Raw genomic sequence first — 16,946 nt, forward strand, 5'->3', positions numbered from 1 at the left:
AACGCGGCGACGGTGCGGTCCAGATTGTCCCCGATCGTGTCCCCCAGCATCGGGGTGTCCCACACCCCAGAGGCGTAGCTGGGCAGTGCGCCGGTCATGTCTGTCCTCCCTGGCGCCCGGACAACTGCCGGGCGGCTCGAACTCGAAACTACTCGCACGTGTGTGATCCACGACATAGTCCGACGGGCGGGGTGTCGGTAACTGTCCGGGAACAGGACACCCCGCCCGCGAACCCCGGCCACCGCTACATCGCCAGGTCCTTGGTCTCGACCAGAGCCCGGGTGCAGAAGAAGCTGAGCACCGCGAGCGCGGCGAGCATGGCGCCGATCGCGACACCACCGAACGACGACGCCAGCGGCGCGGCGATCAGCGGCGGAATCGCGCCACCGAGCACGCCGGCGAGGTTGTAGCCCAGGCCCGCGCCGGTGTAGCGGTACCGGGTCGCGAACATCTCCGGCAGCAGCGCCCCACACGGGCCGTACGCGACGCCGAAGATCGCCAGCGTGCCGAACATGCCGATCGCGAACGCGGCGGGCGAACCGGTGTCCAGCAGCGGGAACAGCGCCAACGCCCACACGAACGCGGCCACGCACGACGCCATGATCACCCGGCGACGGCCGATCCGGTCGGAGTACAGCGCCGACACGACGATCGCGGCACCGAACACGAGCGCCGCGGCGATGCCGACCGCGAGGACGAACGGCCGCGAGAACCCGAGAGTCTTGGTGCCGTAGCTGGTCAGGAACGCGGTGCCCATGTAGAAGAACGCGAACAGGGTGGCCAGCGCACCGGCGGACAGCAGGATCTCCTTGCTCTGGTGGCGCCAGGCGTCCGCGAACGGCAGCCGCGTGTCGCCGGCCCGCGTCGCGTTCTCGGCGCGGAAGACCGGGGTCTCCTCGATCGCCAGGCGCATGTACAGGCCGATGCCGACCAGCACGATCGAGAACAGGAACGGCACCCGCCAACCCCAGGCGAGGAAGGTGTCGTTCGTGTCGCCGAGCACGGCACCGGTGACCAGGAAGGTGCCGGAGGACAGGATGAACGCGATGGCCGGGCCGAGCTGCGGGAACATCGCGTAGAGACCGCGTTTACCGGGCGGCGCGTACTCGGCGGTGAGCAGTGTCGCACCGGCCCATTCGCCGCCGACGGCGAAGCCCTGGGCGAACCGCAGCAGCACCAGAATCAGGGGCGCGGCGACACCGATCGTGCCCGCGCTCGGGAGCAGACCGATGAGCAGGGTCGATATGCCCATCAGCAGCAGGGTCGAGACCAGCGTCTTCTTGCGGCCGATCCGGTCACCGTAGTGGCCGAACAGCATCGCGCCGACCGGGCGGGCGACGAACGCGACCGCGAACGTGGCGAACGAGGCGACGGTGCCTGCGGTGGATCCGAGGGCCGGGAAGAACACGGTCGGGAACACCAGCGCGGCGGCGGTCCCGTAGATGAAGAAGTCGTAGAACTCGATGGTCGTGCCGATGCAGCTGGCGACCGCCACACGGCGGACGCTCGTCCGCGTCGTGGGCTGCGTCGCTGCCTGCGACGCCGGCGACACTGTCGTCATGGGTCCTCTTCTCGCAGCTCGTGACTCCGGCGGGTCGCCGGAACTGCGGGAAAAGGTAGTGACGTGGCTCACTCGGCCACTACCCCCGAAAGAGGGGTGGGGTGACCTGGATCACCCCACCCCTCGGCGGGACGGCGTCCGCCTTCCCGCCGGATCGACCGGTGCGGCCGTCAGCGGCCCGCGGCGCTGAGGATCTCCTGCCGCAGTTCCGCCCACACCACCGCGTAGGCCTGCGGGTCTTCGACGGTGTCGGCGAGCAGTTCCTGGTAGCGGGCGAGGCGCGGCACGTACGCGGACACGTCGTCGAAGACGTCCGCCGCACGCCGGTCCAGGTCCGCCCGCGTACCGGCGTCCGCGACCGCACCCGCGAACTCGGCGTCGAGCGGCTCGAAACGCTCGACGACCTCCGCGAACAGGAACTCGTCGATCGAGACCCGCTCGGCCTCGAGCTGGTGCTCGAGTTCGACGGTCCCCGCCGCGGTGAGGGTGACGGCGCCGGCGTCGTCGGCGACCGCGCGGCCCATCTCGACCAGAGCGGAGAGTGCGGCCTGCGCCGACGACTCCGTGACTCCGAGCTGAGCGGCCAGCGCCGGGGCCGTCACCGCACCCTTGAGCCGCACCGACTGCAGCAGAGCCAGCTCGTCCACATTGCCTGCGAAGGCCATCGCGCATCTCCTCTTCGTGTTCGCGGACCGGTGTCCCGGCCGCCCGAACACCCATCATCCCGTGCGCCGCGAACGCGGGCGCCGGCTACCCGGTCGGGCTGGCCGCGTCGAGTGCGCGGAGGAATCCCCCGGCCTCCGCGACGAACACCGCGTTGTCGTCCCCGGCGACCATGTGGCCGGCCTCGGCGACGTTGACCGCGGTCGCGTGCGGAATCAGCGCGAGGAGTTCGGCGACTCCGTCGGCGCTGACGATGTCGGACCTGCCGCCGTGCAGCAGCAGGGTCGGCACCGCGACGGCCCGGGCCGCCGCGACCATGCGGGCGTGGGTGCCGACCGGTGTCTCCCCGTCGACGCGCGGCTTCGTGAACGCGGGGTCCCAGTGCCAGTGCAGCCTGCCGTCGGCGCCCTCGCGGAGGTTGCGGCGCAGGCCCTCGACGTTGGCCGGTCGGGTTCGGTGCGGCTGGTAGGCGGCGACCGCGTCGGCGACCTCGTCTAGGTCGGCGAACCCGTCCGGCCTGCTGGTCATGAACGCGGCGATCCGTTCGACGCCATCGGGTTCGACCTTCGGGGTGATGTCGACGAGCACCAGCGCGCGGACGGTTCCCGGCTGCTCTCCCTCGGCGATCAGCCCGGTCATCCCGCCGAGCGAGGCACCGAACACCACCGGAGGTTCCCCGAGCTGATCGGTGACCGCGCGGAGATCCTCGACGAGCCGGCCGATGCGGTAGTCGCCGTCGGGCGCCCAGTCGCTGCCGCCGTGGCCGCGCGTGTCGAGGGTGTGGACGGTCCAGCCGTCGGCGGCGATCCCGGCCGCCGCCCGGTTCCACGAGTGCCGCGTCTGGCCACCGCCGTGCAACATCACGACCGCACCCCGGTCACCGTTCCCGGTGCCGGGGGTCCAGCGGTCGGCGGCGAGGGTGCCTGCACCGCCGCGCAGTTCGACGGTCTCTCGGATCACGTTCACGACCGAAACATTAGGGGCGCTGCGGGCTTCGCACCGGCGGTTTCAGCCCACCAGCAGGACGCCGGTGAGGGCGATCGCCGCGACCCACACGGTGGACAGGGCCGCCAGCACGAACGGACGCGGACCGACCGACCGGAGCAACGTCACCCGGACACCGAGACCGAGCGCGAACATCGCCGCGGTCAGCAGTGCGGTCTGCACCAGCTTCGCCTGCTCGATCACCACCCCGGGCAGCAGCCCGGACGAACGCAGGGCCACGCATCCGAGGAACCCGAGGACGAACACGGGCACCAGCGGGGGCTGCTTGGAGTTCACCTTGCCGCGGCCGTCGGCGTTCCGTCGCTGGCGGGCGCCCAGGTAGGCCATCACCGGAGCCAGCATCAGCACCCTGGCGAGCTTCACGACGGTCGCGACCGCGAGGGCACCGCCGCCGAGGAGGCCGCCGGCCGCCACCACCTGCGCCACCTCGTGGATCGAGCCGCCGGCCCACATTCCGGCCTGCCGCTCGCTCAGCCCGAACACGTGCGACAGCAGCGGGATCGCCGGGATCATCAGCGTGCCGAAGACCACGACCAGCGCGACCGAGGTGAGCAGTTCCTCCTCCTTGGCGTCGACGACCCCGTCGGCGGCAGCGACCGCCGCGGCGCCGCAGATCGAGAACCCGCAGGCGATCAGGACCCGCTGCGTCCACGACAGGCCCAGCAGGCCGCCCATGTACATCGTGCCCGCGATGCCGAGGACGACGATCGCGACGACGACGGCGATCACGCCCCACCCGAGCCCGACGACGTCGCTGAACATCAGCTGCAGTCCGAGCAGCGCCACGCCGACGCGCAGCAGCCGCTTGGCCGAGAAGTCGAGACCCGGGCGGATCCAGCCGGGAACGGTCACGAGGTTTGCGACCAGGGCGCCGAGCACGATGGCGATCAGCATCGGGTTGATCGCCGGAACGAGGCGGCCGATCCCCATCGCGATTGCCGCCCCGACCACGCACGCGGCGACGCCGGTCGCGACGCCGGCCGCCCGTCCGTGCGCCGACCCCTCGACGGCGCTGTCGACGGCCGGCTGCGGGCCCACCGGCTGCTGCGGATCGGCTACTGCGCGAACATCATTGGTCATGCCGAGAACTCTGCTGCACGCGCGCCCGTCGCGGTAGCCGTCAATTCGCCATGACCACATATCATTCTGATATGCCTTTGCCGAGAGGCATATGATGTTCGCATGATCAGTGGATGGCCGGATCTGTCCGTACTCGAGTTGCTCGTCGGGGTCGACGACCACGGAAGCCTCAGCGCGGCAGCGAAAGTCGCCGGAATTGCACAGCCCAATGCCAGTCGTGCGATCAAGCGGCTCGAGGCACAGGTCGGCACTCCGCTGCTGCAGCGCAAGACCACCGGCTCGACCCTGACGCCGGAGGGCACGGTGCTGGCGCACTGGTCGCGCCGGGTGCTCGACGATGCCCGGCAGCTCCTCGACGTCGCCGCAGGCATGCGGGAGAAGCGCGCCGCGGAGTTGACCGTCAGCGCCAGCATGACGGTCGCGGAGCACCTGATGCCCACCTGGTTGGGCCTGTTCCGGCAGGCGGATCCCGAGGTCACGATCCACCTGCAGGTGCGCAACTCGACGCAGGTCTTCGACGACGTCACGGCAGGCAGCTGCGACGTCGGATTCGTCGAGTCCCCGACCGTTCCCCGGGGGCTGCACAGCGTCCCGGTCGCGCAGGACCGGCTGGTGGTGGTCGTGCATCCGTCCCACCCGTGGACGCGCCGCAGGCGGCCGCTGTCGGTGGTGGAACTGGCACAGACCCCGTTGGTGGTGCGTGAGCCCGGGTCCGGGACCCGCACGACCCTGGACGTCGCGCTGCACGAATATGACCGAGCAGCACCGCTTCTCGAACTCGGAAGCGCCGCTGCGATCAGGACCAGTGTGCTCGGCGGGGTCGGTCCGGCGGTGCTGAGCAGTCTCGCGGTGTCCGCCCAGGTGGGCTCCGGGGAGCTGCGTGTGGTCGAGGTGGAGGATCTCCACCTCGACCGCACGCTCCGCGCCGTCTGGCGGCCGCCGCGCCAGCTCGAGGGCCCGGCCGGCGATCTCGTCAGACTCGTCCGGCGAGTTCGCGTTTGAGGATCTTGCCGGTCGCGGTCATCGGCAGCACCGTCGTGAACTCGATCGACCTCGGGTACTTGTAGCCGGCCATCTGCTCCCGGCACCAGGCGATCAGTTCTGCCTCGGTGATGTGCGCGCCGGGCTCGAGGATGACGAATGCCTTGATCTCCTCGCCGTGGCTCTCGTCCGGAACCCCGATCACCGCGGCGAGCGAGACGGCCTCGTGGGTCAGGAGAACCTCCTCGATCTCGCGGGGGTAGACGTTGAACCCACCCCGGACGATGAGGTCCTTCGCCCGGTCCACGATGTAGTAGAAGCCGTCCTCGTCGCGGCGGGCCAGATCGCCCGTGCGGAACCATCCGTTCCGCATCACCTCGGCGGTGGCCTCCGGACGCCCCAGATACCCGGTCATGACGTTGTGTCCGCGCAGCGCGAGCTCCCCCACCCGGTCCGGGCCCGTCACGGTGTTCCATTCGTCGTCGACGAGCCGGGCCTCGATCCCCCACACCGGTACACCGATCGACCCGGGTCGGGAATCCCGCTCGGGGTCGCTGAACAGCGCGAGCGGCGAGGTCTCGGACAGGCCGTAGCCCTCGAGGATCTGGACCCCGAACCGGTCGGCGAAGCGGGTCAGGATCTCCACCGGCAGCGCCGCCCCGCCGGAGATCGCCCGCCGGATGGTGCCGGCGATCCGCTCCACGTCGACAATGTCGGCGGTGCCGGCCCTGTTCGCGGCGTCGAGAGCCCCGAGCAGCGCCCAGTACATCGTCGGCACGCCTGCGAAGACGGTGACGGACTCCTGCACCATCAGCCGCAGCGCGGCGTCGGCCTCGAACCGGGGCAGCAGCACCAGTGTGGCGCCGACGGACAGTCCCGCGTTCATCACCACGGTCTGCCCGAACGAGTGGAACAGCGGCAGCGTGACCAGGTGGGTGTCGCGGCGGATCGGGTTGCTGTCGAACAGCCGATTCGCCGTCACCGCGTTCATCACCATGTTCGCGTGGGAGAGTTCGGCGCCCTTGGGCTTGCCCGTGGTGCCGCTGGTGTACAGGACGACCGCGGTGTCGTCGGGGCCGCGCACCGCCGAGGCGATCACGCCCGGCCGGCCCGCCAGCGCGGCGTCCAACGCGGTGACGCCGTCGCCGACCGGGGCGGCACCTGCGCCCGTGGTGGCGACGAACAGGTCCCGACACCCCGGCGTGGCGTCGAACCCGGCGCGACCGAACTCCCCGATCGGCAACTCGTCGGTGCCCTCGGCGCAGAAGTAGGCCTTGGCACCGGAATCGGCCAGGTGGTAGGCGATCTCGCGGCCCTTGAGCATGATGTTGAGCGGGACGACGACGGCGCCGGCCTTGAGGATCCCGTAGTAGACGATCGGGAACTCGAGCACGTTGGGAAAGGACATCGCCACCGTGTCACCCGGCTCGATTCCCCGCGAGATCAGCAGGTTCGCAACCTGGTTCGACCGGGCGTCGAGTTCCGCGTACGTGATTCGTACATCCCCGAGAACCAGGGCATCCCGGTGCGGGTAGCGTCGGGCGGAATCCTCCAGGAGGACGGACAGATTGAGCACGCTGAGATCACTTTCCGTTGTCGAGGCGGGCGCCGGTCCCGAGGGCCGACTGGAGCGGTGCGTCGGTGGCGGTGCGCACGTGATCGACGGACACGCCGGGGGCGCACTCGCGCAGCACGAGACCGGAGTCGGTCACGTCGATGACCGCGAGATCCGTGATGATCCGGTGCACCACGCGTTGCCCGGTGAGGGGCAGCGTGCACGCCGGCACGATCTTCGAATTCCCGGACCGGTCGCAGTGTTCCATCAGGACGATCACCTTGCGGGCACCGTGCACGAGGTCCATCGCGCCGCCCATGCCCTTGACCATCTTTCCGGGCACCATCCAGTTCGCGAGGTCGCCCGACGCGGACACCTGCATCCCGCCGAGGACCGCGACGTCGATGTGCCCGCCCCGGATCATTCCGAACGAGAGCGCCGAGTCGAAGAACGACGCGCCCGGATTGACCGTGACGGTCTCCTTGCCTGCGTTGATCAGGTCCGCGTCCACGCTCTCCTCGTCCGGGTAGGGCCCGGTTCCGAGGATCCCGTTCTCACTGTGCAGCGTCACCTCGACGCCGCGCGGGAGGTGGTTGGGGATCAGGGTCGGCAGTCCGATGCCGAGGTTGACATACTCGCCGGTGGACAGTTCGGCCGCGGCGCGAGCCGCCATCTGCTCGCGGGTCCAGCCCACCACGTCGGTCAGTGTCGTCGTCATGCGGCGGGCTCCTCCGTCCTGCTCACGGTCCGCTTCTCGATCTGCTTGTCCTGCTTGCCGGTACACACGATGCGATCGACGAATATGCCGGGCAGTTGCACCATTCCCGGCTCCAGCACGCCGGGCTCCACCAGGGTTTCGACCTGGGCGATGCACACCCGGCCCGCCATCGCGGCCAGCGGGTTGAAGTTGCGTGCGGCCAGGTTGAACACCAGGTTGCCCTCGGTGTCCCCGATCGCCGCGTGGACCAGGGCGTAGTCCGTGGTGATCGACTCCTCGAGCACGTACCGCTTGTCCGCGTAGTCGCGGGTTTCCTTGGGTGGGGAGGCAACCGCGACCGAGCCGTCGGGCCCGTAGCGCCACGGCAACCCACCCTCGGCGACCGGTGTGCCGACCCCCGCGGGGGTGAAGAACGCGGGGATCCCGGCCCCGCCGGCCCGGAGCCGCTCGGCGAGTGTCCCCTGTGGCGTCAGTTCCACCTCGAGTTCGCCGGCCAGGTACTGCCGCGCGAACTCCTTGTTCTCCCCGACGTACGAGGCGACCACCCGACGGATCCGCCTCTTCTCCAACAGGATTCCGAGCCCGTGGCCGTCGGTCCCGCAGTTGTTCGACACCACCTCGAGGTCGCCCGCCGTTCCGTCGGCGATCGCCGCGATCAGCGCGTCGGGGATGCCGCACAGCCCGAAGCCCCCGACCGCGAGCGACGCACCGCTGGGGATGTCGGCCACGGCGTCGGCCGCCGACACGAACACCCGGGTCACCGCGCGACCTCCTCCGGCACCCCGATCAGCTCCTGCACGAACTCCTCGGCCCGCGGCCAGTAGCCGTACCCGGACCCGGGGTTCAGGTGGCCCACCTCGCCGAGATCGACGAGCCGGCTGCCCCAGACCTCGGCCAGCCCCGCCACCCGGCGGTACGCGGCGAGCGGGTCGTTGCTGCTGGCGGCGACGATGCTCGGGAACGGCAGCCTGCGCCGCGGGATCGGGAGCCACCCGCCACTCTCGAGGTCCTCGGTCACGGGGTACCCCTCCGGCAGCGGGTTCTCCAGATCGGCCGGCGTGGCCAGCAGGGCGCCCTGGATCGGGCGGGTCGCCTGCTGCGCCCAGTGCACGGTGATCAGCACGCCCGCGCTGTGCGCGACGAGCACGACGGGCCCGTCGACCTCTGCGAGGACCGCGTCGAGCGCCTCGATCCGCGCCTTCAGGCTGAGCTTGTCGTGGTCGAGCGGCGGCACGGTACGCACCCGGTCGAGTCGCTCCGCGAGCAGGGTCTGCCAGTGGTCGGCGACGTGATCACGCAGACCGGGAACGATCACCACGGTCGGGTCGGCGGTGCTGTTCATGTGACTCCAAACTTCGGTGGTACACAAAGAAATCGGGGGCGGCGGCCACGCCGCCCGGCGTGATCCGCACCCCCGATCGGGGTGCGGATCACGCACTGGGTCCGGGACGCGCCGTTCAGGCGTGCTGGGTGAAGCCGACCTGGCCGGGGCGCCGGTTCGGGGCGTAGCCGAGCTTGGCCAGGGTCTCGTCGGCGTCGGCGTAGGTGGTGCCGATCCGGTAGATGTCGCGGGCCTCCTTGCCGGTGGCTACCTCGCGGCCGAGTTCGCCGGCGATGCGAACCAGCTGCTGGACCTGCTGGACCGAGGTGAACTTCTGGCCCTTGCGGCCCCACAGGGTGTCCTCGTTGCCGCAGCGGGTGTGCAGGCCCATCGCCATCGCCATCGTGTTGACCGGCAGCACGCTGCGCATCAGGGTCTCGAGGGTCAGGCAGGCACCGTCCGGGACCCGCTGGATGAAGTTCATGATGTTGTACGGGTTCGGGCCGTCGAAGCCGCCGCCGATGCCGACCCACGTCAGGTTCAGCGGGCCAGTGTAGACGCCGCGACGGATCAGCCGCTCGACGGTCTCGAGCTGCGGAATGCTCGACAGCTGGAAGTGCGGCTGGATGCCGTTGGCCTGCAGTCGGCGCAGGTGCTCCTCGACCCACTCGGGACCGGCCGGAACCGTCATCTCCCGGTACGTCGCGGCCAGCTCCGGCCGCTCCATCGAGGTGCCGGCGATGTCGTCGGCGGTCATCAGCTCCATGATGTTCATCTGGGAGGTGTTGATCGCGATGGTCACCTGGTCCGGCTTCGGGTCGAGCTCGGCGAGCATGTGACGGGTGTCGTCGGAGAGCCACTTGGCCTCGGCGCCTTCGCCTTCCGGCGCGAACGAGATCGAACCGCCGACCTGCAGGATCATGTCCGGCACGGCCTCGCGCAGACCGGCGAGCAGCTCGTTGAACTTCGACAGGCGCTTGCTGCCCTTGCCGTCGAGCTCACGCACGTGGATGTGCAGCACCGTCGCACCGGCCTCGTAGCAGTCGACGGCCTGCTGGACGTGCTCCTCCATCGTCAGCGGCAGGTCCTCGCGGAAGTCGTCCGGCTCCCACTCGGGTCCGTACGGTGCGCAGGTGATGACCAGCTTCTCCTGGGTCTCCGGGAACAGTGCATCGTCGTGGAAATGCATGGGGGGCTCCGTTTCTCGTTGCTGGTGGGGTGTGATGACGTCTGTCAGAAGGGTCGGTCGCCGACGATGCCCGCGCGCTCCATCTTTCGGACCGCCGGCCAGTAGTCCTGGACCGCGTAGTGCTGCGTGGACCGGTTGTCCCAGATGGCGACGCTGTTCTTCGTCCACCGCCAGCGCACCTGGTATTCCGGAATGGTCGCCTGGCTCTGCAGGTAGCGAAGCAACTCACCGGCGCCGGGCGCGTAGTCGATGCCGCAGCGGACGTTCTCGTCGGTGTGGAAGTTCGTGAAGTGAGTGGTGAAGCTGTTGACGAACAGGATCTTCTCGCCGGTCTCCGGGTGGGTGCGGACCACCGGATGTTCGGGGTCCGGGAACCGCTCCTTGAGTTCGAGACGCTGCTCGATCGGCAACCGCGCCCCGAACGACGCCTCGATGCTGTGCCGAGCCCGCAACCCCGCGATCTGCTCCTTGACCCGCTCCGGCAGCCGCTCGTAGGCCAGGGCCATGTTCACCCAGATCGTGTCGCCGCCGACTGCGGGTCCCTCGACGCAGCGCAGGACGGCCCCCAACGGGGGGTTCTCCCGCCAGGTCGCATCACAGTGGTAGGAGTTCTCGAAGTGCTCGGGCTGACTGTCGAGGTCCTTGTAGATCCGGACCAGTCCGGGATGCTCCGGGTCGCTGCCGAGAACCGGATGATCCTCGAGTGCCCCGAACCGCTCCGCGAGTGCCACGTGCTCGGCCCGGCTCATGTTCTGGTCCCGGAAGAACAGCACCTTGTGCTCGAGCAGCAGCGACTTCAGTTCCGCGAACAGGTCGTCGTCGCGAGCGACGTCGGCGAGATCGACATCGTGCAGTTCCGCGCCGATGCTGCAGGTCAACGGTCGGGCGTCCATCCGTGTCCGGGTGCCTGCATCACTGTTCCGGGCCGGGCGGTCGACGGTGGTGGTCATGACGCTCTCCTGTGGGTGAGGACGATCCGGATTTCAGACCGCGAGGACCGACGAGCCGACGCTGATGCCGGATTCCAGGTCGCGGTGGGCCTTCTCGGCCTCGTCGAGTGCGTAGCGCTGGTTGATCCCGATGGTGATCCGGCCGGAGCCGACATGGTCGAAGAGCTCGCCGGCCAGTGCGGCCTTCTCCGCCGGGTCGGCGATGTAATCGGCCAGTGCCGGTCGGGTGACGTACACCGAACCCTTGACCGCGAGCTGCATGGCGTCGATCGGCGGGATCGGGCCGGACGCGGTGCCGAAGCACACGAGCAGGCCGCGCCGGGCCACCGAGTTCAGCGAGGTCTCGTAGGTGGTGGCACCGATGCTGTCGTAGACCACCGGAACACCCTTGCCGTCGGTGAGCTCACGGACCCGCTGTGCCACGTCCTCCTTCGTGTAGAGGATGACCTCGTCGCAGCCGTGCGCCCGGGCCACCTCGGCCTTCTGCTCGTTCGAGACGGTGCCGATCACCCGGACACCCAGCAGCTTCGCCCACTGGCTGAAGATCAGTCCGACACCGCCGGCCGCGGCGTGCAGCAGGACGGTGTCGCCTTCCTGCAGCGGCCAGATGCGGCGCAACAGGTACGAGGTGGTCAGCCCGCGCATCGTCATCGCGGCGGCGGTCTCGAACGGGATGCTGTCCGGCAGCTTGATCAGGTGCTCCGCGGGCATCACGCGCTCGGTGCTGTAGGCACCCAGGGGGCTACCGGTGTAGGTGACGCGGTCCCCTTCCCGGAAGTCCGTGACGCCCGCCCCGACCGCTTCCACGACGCCGGCGGCCTCGACACCCATTCCGGCGGGCAGCGGGGCCGGGTACAGGCCGGTGCGGAAGTAGGTGTCGGCGAAGTTCAGTCCGACGGCCTCGTGCCGGACCCGCACTTCGCCGGGGCCGGGGTCGCCGACCTCCACGGACTCCCACCGGAGGACCTCCGGACCACCGGTCTCGTGGAAGCGGATCGCGTGTGCCATGGGGGGTTCTCCTTGATCGTGGTACGTCCGGTGTGGGCTCCGGTTCGCGTCCGAACGCGATCTCGACGATCTGTGTCGCCCTTCGCTTTCGAACCGGTGGGATGTGATCCCGCTGACATGACAGTAGCCATGAATGATTGCTCACACTTATCCTTGCGGGACAGTTTTGTTTTCTTTTCGGGACGGTGACGAATGACGAAGCCCCTCTCGCGGTACGCCGCACTGACCGGATACATCGACCTCGCACGTTCACTGGCCCTCGACCCGGTACAGCTGCTGCGGAGCGTGAACCTCGACCCGGCCGGCCTGGACCTGCAGGACCGCTGGGTGCCGACATCCGCGGTGGTTCGACTGCTGGAACTGTCGGCCACACAGTCGGATCGTCAGGACTTCGCCCTCAAACTCGCCGAGCGGCGGCGGTTGTCCACCCTCGGCCCGCTCAGCGTCAGCATCCGAGAAGAGCCCGACGCACGCAGCGCGCTGCGCCTGCTGATCCGGTATCAGCACATGTACAACGAGGGCCTGCACATCCGCATGTCCGAGCGGGACGGCCTCGCGACGATCATGGCCGCCATCGACCCCGGCGAGCCGACCCCCGTTCGCCAGTCCGTCGAGCTCGCCGTCGCCGTGATCCACCAACTGTTGCAGCACCTACTCGGCGAACACTGGCATCCCGTCTCGGTCTGCTTCGAGCACGACCGCCCCGCCGACGACAGCGCACACCAGCGGTTCTTCGGCGCTCCCCTCCGTTTCGGCAGCGACTTCTCCGGCATCGTCGTGTACACGAGCGACCTGGACGCGCCCAACCGACTGTCCGACCCGCTCCTGCGCACCTACGCCCGGCAGTTCCTGGACACGCTGACCGCACCCGAGGAACCGACGACCACCACACGGGTCCGCGAACTGGTTGAACTTCTCCTTCCCACCGGGCGGTGCTCGATCGAACAGGTGGCCCGCAGCCTCGGAGTCGACCGCCGCACCGTGCACCGACACCTCGCCAAGTCGGGACTGACGTTCACCACGGTCCTCGATGCAGCCCGGGTCGACCTCGCGACCCGCATGGTCGGCGGCCGGCGCTACTCGTTCACCGAGATCTCCGAGATGCTCGCCTTCTCGACGCCGAGCAGCTTCTCCCGCTGGTTTCATCAGCAATTCGGCATGAGCCCCCGGGAATGGCGCAAGCGGTCGGGAACGGAGCCTCTCGACCGATCCACGAGCGATGTCCCGAACTGAACAGAATGGCGTCCCGCTAGGGTAACTATTCGCCCCGACGGCGGGCTAACGTGATCCACGCCACTTTCGGCCGGGCCGTGAGCCCGCATCACACCGTGCCCCTTGCGTGAAACGAGTGCCGTCTTGACCACGAATCCCGACCCGACACGCACCCCGACGATCGACCGGATGCATCGCGAAGGAACATGGAATCCTTTGTGGGACACGCTGTCCCGCTGGGACCCCGAATGGACCGAGCAGTTCATGGCGATGAACGCCACGCCGATCCGGCGCGGCGTGTTCACACCCGAGTTCGTCGAACTCCTCAGCATCGCGATCGATGCCGCGGCAACCCACCTGTACGCCCCCGGGGTGCGCAGGCACATCCGGGCCGCACTCGAACTCGGTGTCTCCCGCGAGGAGATCCTCACCGTCCTGCAGATGGTCAGCGTCCTGGGGATCCACGCCTGCAACCTCGGCGTCCCGATCCTCGAGGAGGAGCTCGACGCGTTCGAAGCCCGGCGCGCGGCGTCCTGATCACCGGTTCGCGCCCGCCCACCCTCACCGCCCACTCGTCTCGAGGAGCATCCATGGGACTGACTTCAACCACGACCGAACAGCCGGTCGACACCACCGCCTCGCTCACGGATTCCGGAGTGTCCGGAGTCCGGCCCGCACGCCGGAGCAGGCGCGCCTACCCCTGGCTCGTCTTCGCGCTCACGTTCGCACTGCTGCTGTCGGACTACATGTCGCGCCAGGTGCTCAGCGCCGTCTTCCCGTTCCTGAAATCGGAATGGGCCCTGTCGGACTCCCAACTCGCCTCGCTCACCAGCATCGTCGCGTTGATGGTCGGCCTGCTGACACTCCCGCTGTCGCTGCTCGCCGACCGGTGGGGACGCGTCAAGAGCCTCGTCCTGATGGCCACGCTGTGGAGCATCGCGACCCTGCTGTGCGCGATAGCCTCGAACTACGAGCAGTTGCTCGCCGCCCGGTTCCTCGTCGGGGTGGGTGAGGCCGCATACGGAAGCGTCGGCATCGCGGTGGTCCTCAGCGTGTTCGCGCCCCGCGTCCACTCCACCCTCAGCGGAGCGTTCATGGCCGGCGGTTCCTTCGGCTCGGTGGTCGGTGTGTCGCTCGGCGGTGTGATCGCCGTCCACCTGGGCTGGCGCTGGTCGTTCGCCGCGATGGCGGTGCTCGGGCTCCTCCTGGTCGCCCTGTTCCGGATCGTCGTGACCGAACGCCGACTCGCCGACCACGCGGTGGAGCAGCACGTCGCGAACGGCGTGCCGGTCACCCGGGTCCCCGTCTCCACCCTGTTCACGAACCCCGCCGTGTGGTGCGCGTATCTCGGTGGCGGCCTGCAGATGTTCACCGCGGCCGTGCTGTTGGCGTGGACGCCCAGCTTCTTCAACCGCTATTACGGACTGGCCCCCGACAAGGCGGCAGTCGTCGCATCCGTGTTCGTGCTGCTCATCGCGACGGGCATGATCGTCAGCGGCATCATCACCGACCGCGTCAGCCGCAACGCGCCGGAACGCAAGTGGTTGTGCACGATTGCCTTCTGCGTCATCTCGCTGCTCGCACTGGGGATCGGATTCCAGCTGGGCACGGGCGCACCGCAGCTGATTCTGCTGGGGGTCGGTGCGTTCTTCGCGGCGGGATCGTCCGGGCCGACCGCGGCGATGGTGGCCGGTCTGACCCACCCGTCGGTGCGCTCGTCCGGTCTCGGCACCCTGACCGTCGCGAACAACATCCTCGGCCTGGCGACCGGCCCCTTCATCGTCGGCATCCTCGCCGACCGACTCGGCCTCCTCGGCGCCCTGCAGATCACGCCGCTCGTGTACGTGCTCGCCATCGTCGCACTCGCGGTCGGCAAGCGCCTGTACCCGGCCGGCCTCCGCAAGCTCGCCGCGCAGAGCACCGCCGCGGCCGACTGAGCCGGACCGATCGAACGCTCCGGACCTGTTGTGGGAACCCTTCCCCCACAACAGGTCCGGTCGCGTTCAGGACACGCGCGCCGAGTAATCGCCCGCCGCGCGCGCCGTCAACCGCCACCCGCCGTCCACCCGATCGAGCGTGACGTCCGACAGGTTCTGCACGGTCAGACTCGGCCGCTCGGCACCCGGGTACCACGCCTCGACGCGACCGGACCCGGTGCCGGCGAATCCGGTCGACGTCACCTCCGTCAGGGTCCCGGGGACCGCACGCGGATATGCACGCGACAGCGCGGATGCGACATCGTCCTGCAGCCCGAGCGGGGTCCCCGACGGGCAGTCGACGACATTGAGGTTCTCCTGTGGCCGGGAGGTGTTGCCGTCCCGCACGGCGTGCGGATCACCGCAGGCCTGGGTCCACGACCACCAGGCACCGCCGATCCGGTGCCGGTCCATCTCGTCGAGGAATCGGTCGGTGTCGGCGGCCGCGTAGTCGCCCCACCATCCCCACTCCCCCGTCCACAGCGGCGCGCCGTACTGGGCGGCGGCCCGTTCGGCGATGTCGAAACCCTGGGCGACGGTGGGGAAGTCACTGCTCACGGTGATCGACTGGCTGTACAGGTGCGGCGAGAACACGACCAGAGGGTCGGTCAGGTACTGGCGCGGCGGCACCGCGTCGAGCCCGAATCCCGACCAGATGGCGCTCGGCTCGACGATCGCGAGGTGCGCGAATCCCCCGGCCTCGGCCTGCCGGATCGCGTCGATCGCGCGCTGGTAGAAGCGGCCGAGCTGATCGGCCGCGGTGACCGGGTCCCGCAGACCCGGGTTGGGCTCGTTGAGCAGGTCGTAGCCGGCGACGGCGGGTTCGTCGCGGAATTCCGCGGCGAGCCGGGCCCAGGTCGCGACGAGGTGACCCTGCACACCGCGCTCGTCGTCGTAGAACGCCTGGAACGCGCGGGCGACCGCCGGTGACACCTCCCGGACGCCACCGACGGTGCACGTGCTCCACCCGTCGGTGAGGGTCGCCCACTCCGGCGCACCGTCCCATCCGATCCCCGGCTTCAGCGGTGCCGGGCACGGCACGCCGGCAGGCGTGCCGACGGACTTGCCCCACGCGTCCTGGTGCATGTCCAGCACCGTGTAGAGGCCGTGAGCCTTCGCGTCCGAGACCGCTGTGCGAATCCGCTCCACGTAGGCCCGGTCGAACGCGCCGGGCGTGGGTTCGAGCGCGGACCAGGCGACGTTCAGCCGCACGACGTTGAATCCCAGGGCCGCCATCCGGGCGAAGTCGTTGCGCTCCAGCGGCATCACGGTCGGCAGGCCGGTACCGTTGTCGGCGTAGTCGTTGAGCTGGTTGACGTTCACCCCCCGTAGCAGCACGGTCCGGCCGTCGACGTCCTTGATCGTCCGGTTCTCGACCGTCAACCGCGGCAGCGTCCACCCCGCCGGCGCGGGTTCGGCCTGCACAGTCGGCGCCCCGCACAGGGCCAACGACGCGGCGGCGACCGCCGTCAACAGCGACGCGAACAAGCGTGAACGCACGGTGAACCCTCCTGAACACTCGTCCAAATTCCCGACAGCCTAGCGGTATCACGCCCGCGCGACACGCATGTCCCGACATGGCTAGAAAGTTGTCCCCCAGAGCAAAGCTTGTCGGGCCGATCCGCACTAGCGTGACAGCGGTCACCTTTCTGCGGCGTGTCGCGACCGTCCGCGCCATGCCACCGAAAGCGTTGAGCACCAACGTTTTCTGTTGAGACAGGACCACC

Annotated in this window: 16 protein-coding genes; 4 read left to right on the top strand and 12 right to left on the bottom strand. The window is 69.3% G+C overall.

Annotated elements, in window-relative coordinates; all coding sequences use genetic code 11:
* Positions 1-244 precede the first annotated feature (244 nt).
* From ABD951_RS20940 to ABD951_RS20955, 4 genes are all read right to left on the bottom strand, one after another.
* Entirely contained in the window at positions 245-1,561 is a 1,317-nt protein-coding gene (locus ABD951_RS20940) for an MFS transporter (RefSeq protein ID WP_345349625.1), read from the bottom strand.
* Between the two features lie 170 nt (positions 1,562-1,731).
* Positions 1,732-2,226: a hypothetical protein gene (locus ABD951_RS20945; protein WP_345349629.1), complete on the bottom strand. Its 495-nt coding sequence runs from the start codon at positions 2,224-2,226 to the stop codon at positions 1,732-1,734.
* Between the two features lie 85 nt (positions 2,227-2,311).
* Entirely contained in the window at positions 2,312-3,190 is an 879-nt protein-coding gene (locus tag ABD951_RS20950; protein WP_345349632.1) for an alpha/beta fold hydrolase, read from the bottom strand.
* Positions 3,191-3,232: 42 nt separating this feature from the next.
* Positions 3,233-4,309: a YeiH family protein gene (locus ABD951_RS20955; protein ID WP_345349635.1), complete on the bottom strand. Its 1,077-nt coding sequence runs from the start codon at positions 4,307-4,309 to the stop codon at positions 3,233-3,235.
* A gap of 102 nt (positions 4,310-4,411) precedes the next feature.
* On the opposite strand from ABD951_RS20955, the gene ABD951_RS20960 reads away from it, so the two are divergent.
* Positions 4,412-5,311 (top strand): LysR family transcriptional regulator, encoded by a 900-nt coding sequence (locus ABD951_RS20960; RefSeq protein WP_345349638.1) that lies wholly within the window; start codon positions 4,412-4,414, stop codon positions 5,309-5,311.
* Here ABD951_RS20960 and ABD951_RS20965 read toward each other — a convergent pair.
* The 7 genes from ABD951_RS20965 to ABD951_RS20995 all read right to left on the bottom strand — a co-directional run bounded on the left by ABD951_RS20965 (position 5,283) and on the right by ABD951_RS20995 (position 12,031).
* Complete coding sequence (locus ABD951_RS20965; RefSeq protein ID WP_345349641.1) at positions 5,283-6,866, bottom strand: long-chain-fatty-acid--CoA ligase; 1,584 nt, start codon at positions 6,864-6,866, stop codon at positions 5,283-5,285. The two genes, ABD951_RS20960 and ABD951_RS20965, sit on opposite strands and share 29 nt — an antisense overlap.
* A gap of 7 nt (positions 6,867-6,873) precedes the next feature.
* A complete protein-coding gene (locus ABD951_RS20970; protein WP_345349644.1) occupies positions 6,874-7,563 on the bottom strand; it encodes a CoA transferase subunit B in 690 nt (229 codons plus the stop codon).
* Positions 7,560-8,324 (bottom strand): CoA transferase subunit A, encoded by a 765-nt coding sequence (locus tag ABD951_RS20975; protein WP_345349647.1) that lies wholly within the window; start codon positions 8,322-8,324, stop codon positions 7,560-7,562. The genes ABD951_RS20970 and ABD951_RS20975 overlap by 4 nt, the downstream gene beginning before the upstream one ends.
* Positions 8,321-8,905, bottom strand: a complete 585-nt coding sequence (locus ABD951_RS20980) for an RBBP9/YdeN family alpha/beta hydrolase (protein WP_345349650.1) — start codon at positions 8,903-8,905, stop codon at positions 8,321-8,323. The genes ABD951_RS20975 and ABD951_RS20980 overlap by 4 nt, the downstream gene beginning before the upstream one ends.
* Positions 8,906-9,020: 115 nt before the next feature.
* Positions 9,021-10,073: a beta-keto acid cleavage family enzyme gene (locus tag ABD951_RS20985; RefSeq protein ID WP_345349653.1), complete on the bottom strand. Its 1,053-nt coding sequence runs from the start codon at positions 10,071-10,073 to the stop codon at positions 9,021-9,023.
* A gap of 44 nt (positions 10,074-10,117) precedes the next feature.
* Positions 10,118-10,966 carry a TauD/TfdA dioxygenase family protein gene (locus ABD951_RS20990; protein ID WP_345350662.1) on the bottom strand — a complete coding sequence of 283 codons (849 nt, stop codon included), beginning with the start codon at positions 10,964-10,966 and terminating at the stop codon, positions 10,118-10,120.
* Between the two features lie 90 nt (positions 10,967-11,056).
* Complete coding sequence (locus ABD951_RS20995; protein WP_345349656.1) at positions 11,057-12,031, bottom strand: quinone oxidoreductase family protein; 975 nt, start codon at positions 12,029-12,031, stop codon at positions 11,057-11,059.
* A 192-nt stretch (positions 12,032-12,223) separates the two neighbouring features.
* On the opposite strand from ABD951_RS20995, the gene ABD951_RS21000 reads away from it, so the two are divergent.
* The 3 genes from ABD951_RS21000 to ABD951_RS21010 all read left to right on the top strand — a co-directional run bounded on the left by ABD951_RS21000 (position 12,224) and on the right by ABD951_RS21010 (position 15,180).
* Positions 12,224-13,264, top strand: a complete 1,041-nt coding sequence (locus ABD951_RS21000) for an AraC family transcriptional regulator (RefSeq protein WP_345349659.1) — start codon at positions 12,224-12,226, stop codon at positions 13,262-13,264.
* 123 nt (positions 13,265-13,387) lie between these two features.
* A complete protein-coding gene (locus ABD951_RS21005; protein ID WP_345349662.1) occupies positions 13,388-13,780 on the top strand; it encodes a carboxymuconolactone decarboxylase family protein in 393 nt (130 codons plus the stop codon).
* Positions 13,781-13,833: 53 nt separating this feature from the next.
* Positions 13,834-15,180, top strand: coding sequence for an MFS transporter (locus ABD951_RS21010; protein WP_345349664.1), 1,347 nt, complete (start codon positions 13,834-13,836; stop codon positions 15,178-15,180).
* Between the two features lie 66 nt (positions 15,181-15,246).
* Here the strand turns inward: ABD951_RS21010 and ABD951_RS21015 are convergent, their stop codons facing one another.
* Positions 15,247-16,719 (bottom strand): glycoside hydrolase family 5 protein, encoded by a 1,473-nt coding sequence (locus ABD951_RS21015; protein ID WP_345349666.1) that lies wholly within the window; start codon positions 16,717-16,719, stop codon positions 15,247-15,249.
* Positions 16,720-16,946 lie beyond the last annotated feature (227 nt).

It is taken from the genome of Rhodococcus olei (assembly GCF_039540555.1).
GTDB lineage: Bacteria > Actinomycetota > Actinomycetes > Mycobacteriales > Mycobacteriaceae > Rhodococcus_G > Rhodococcus_G olei.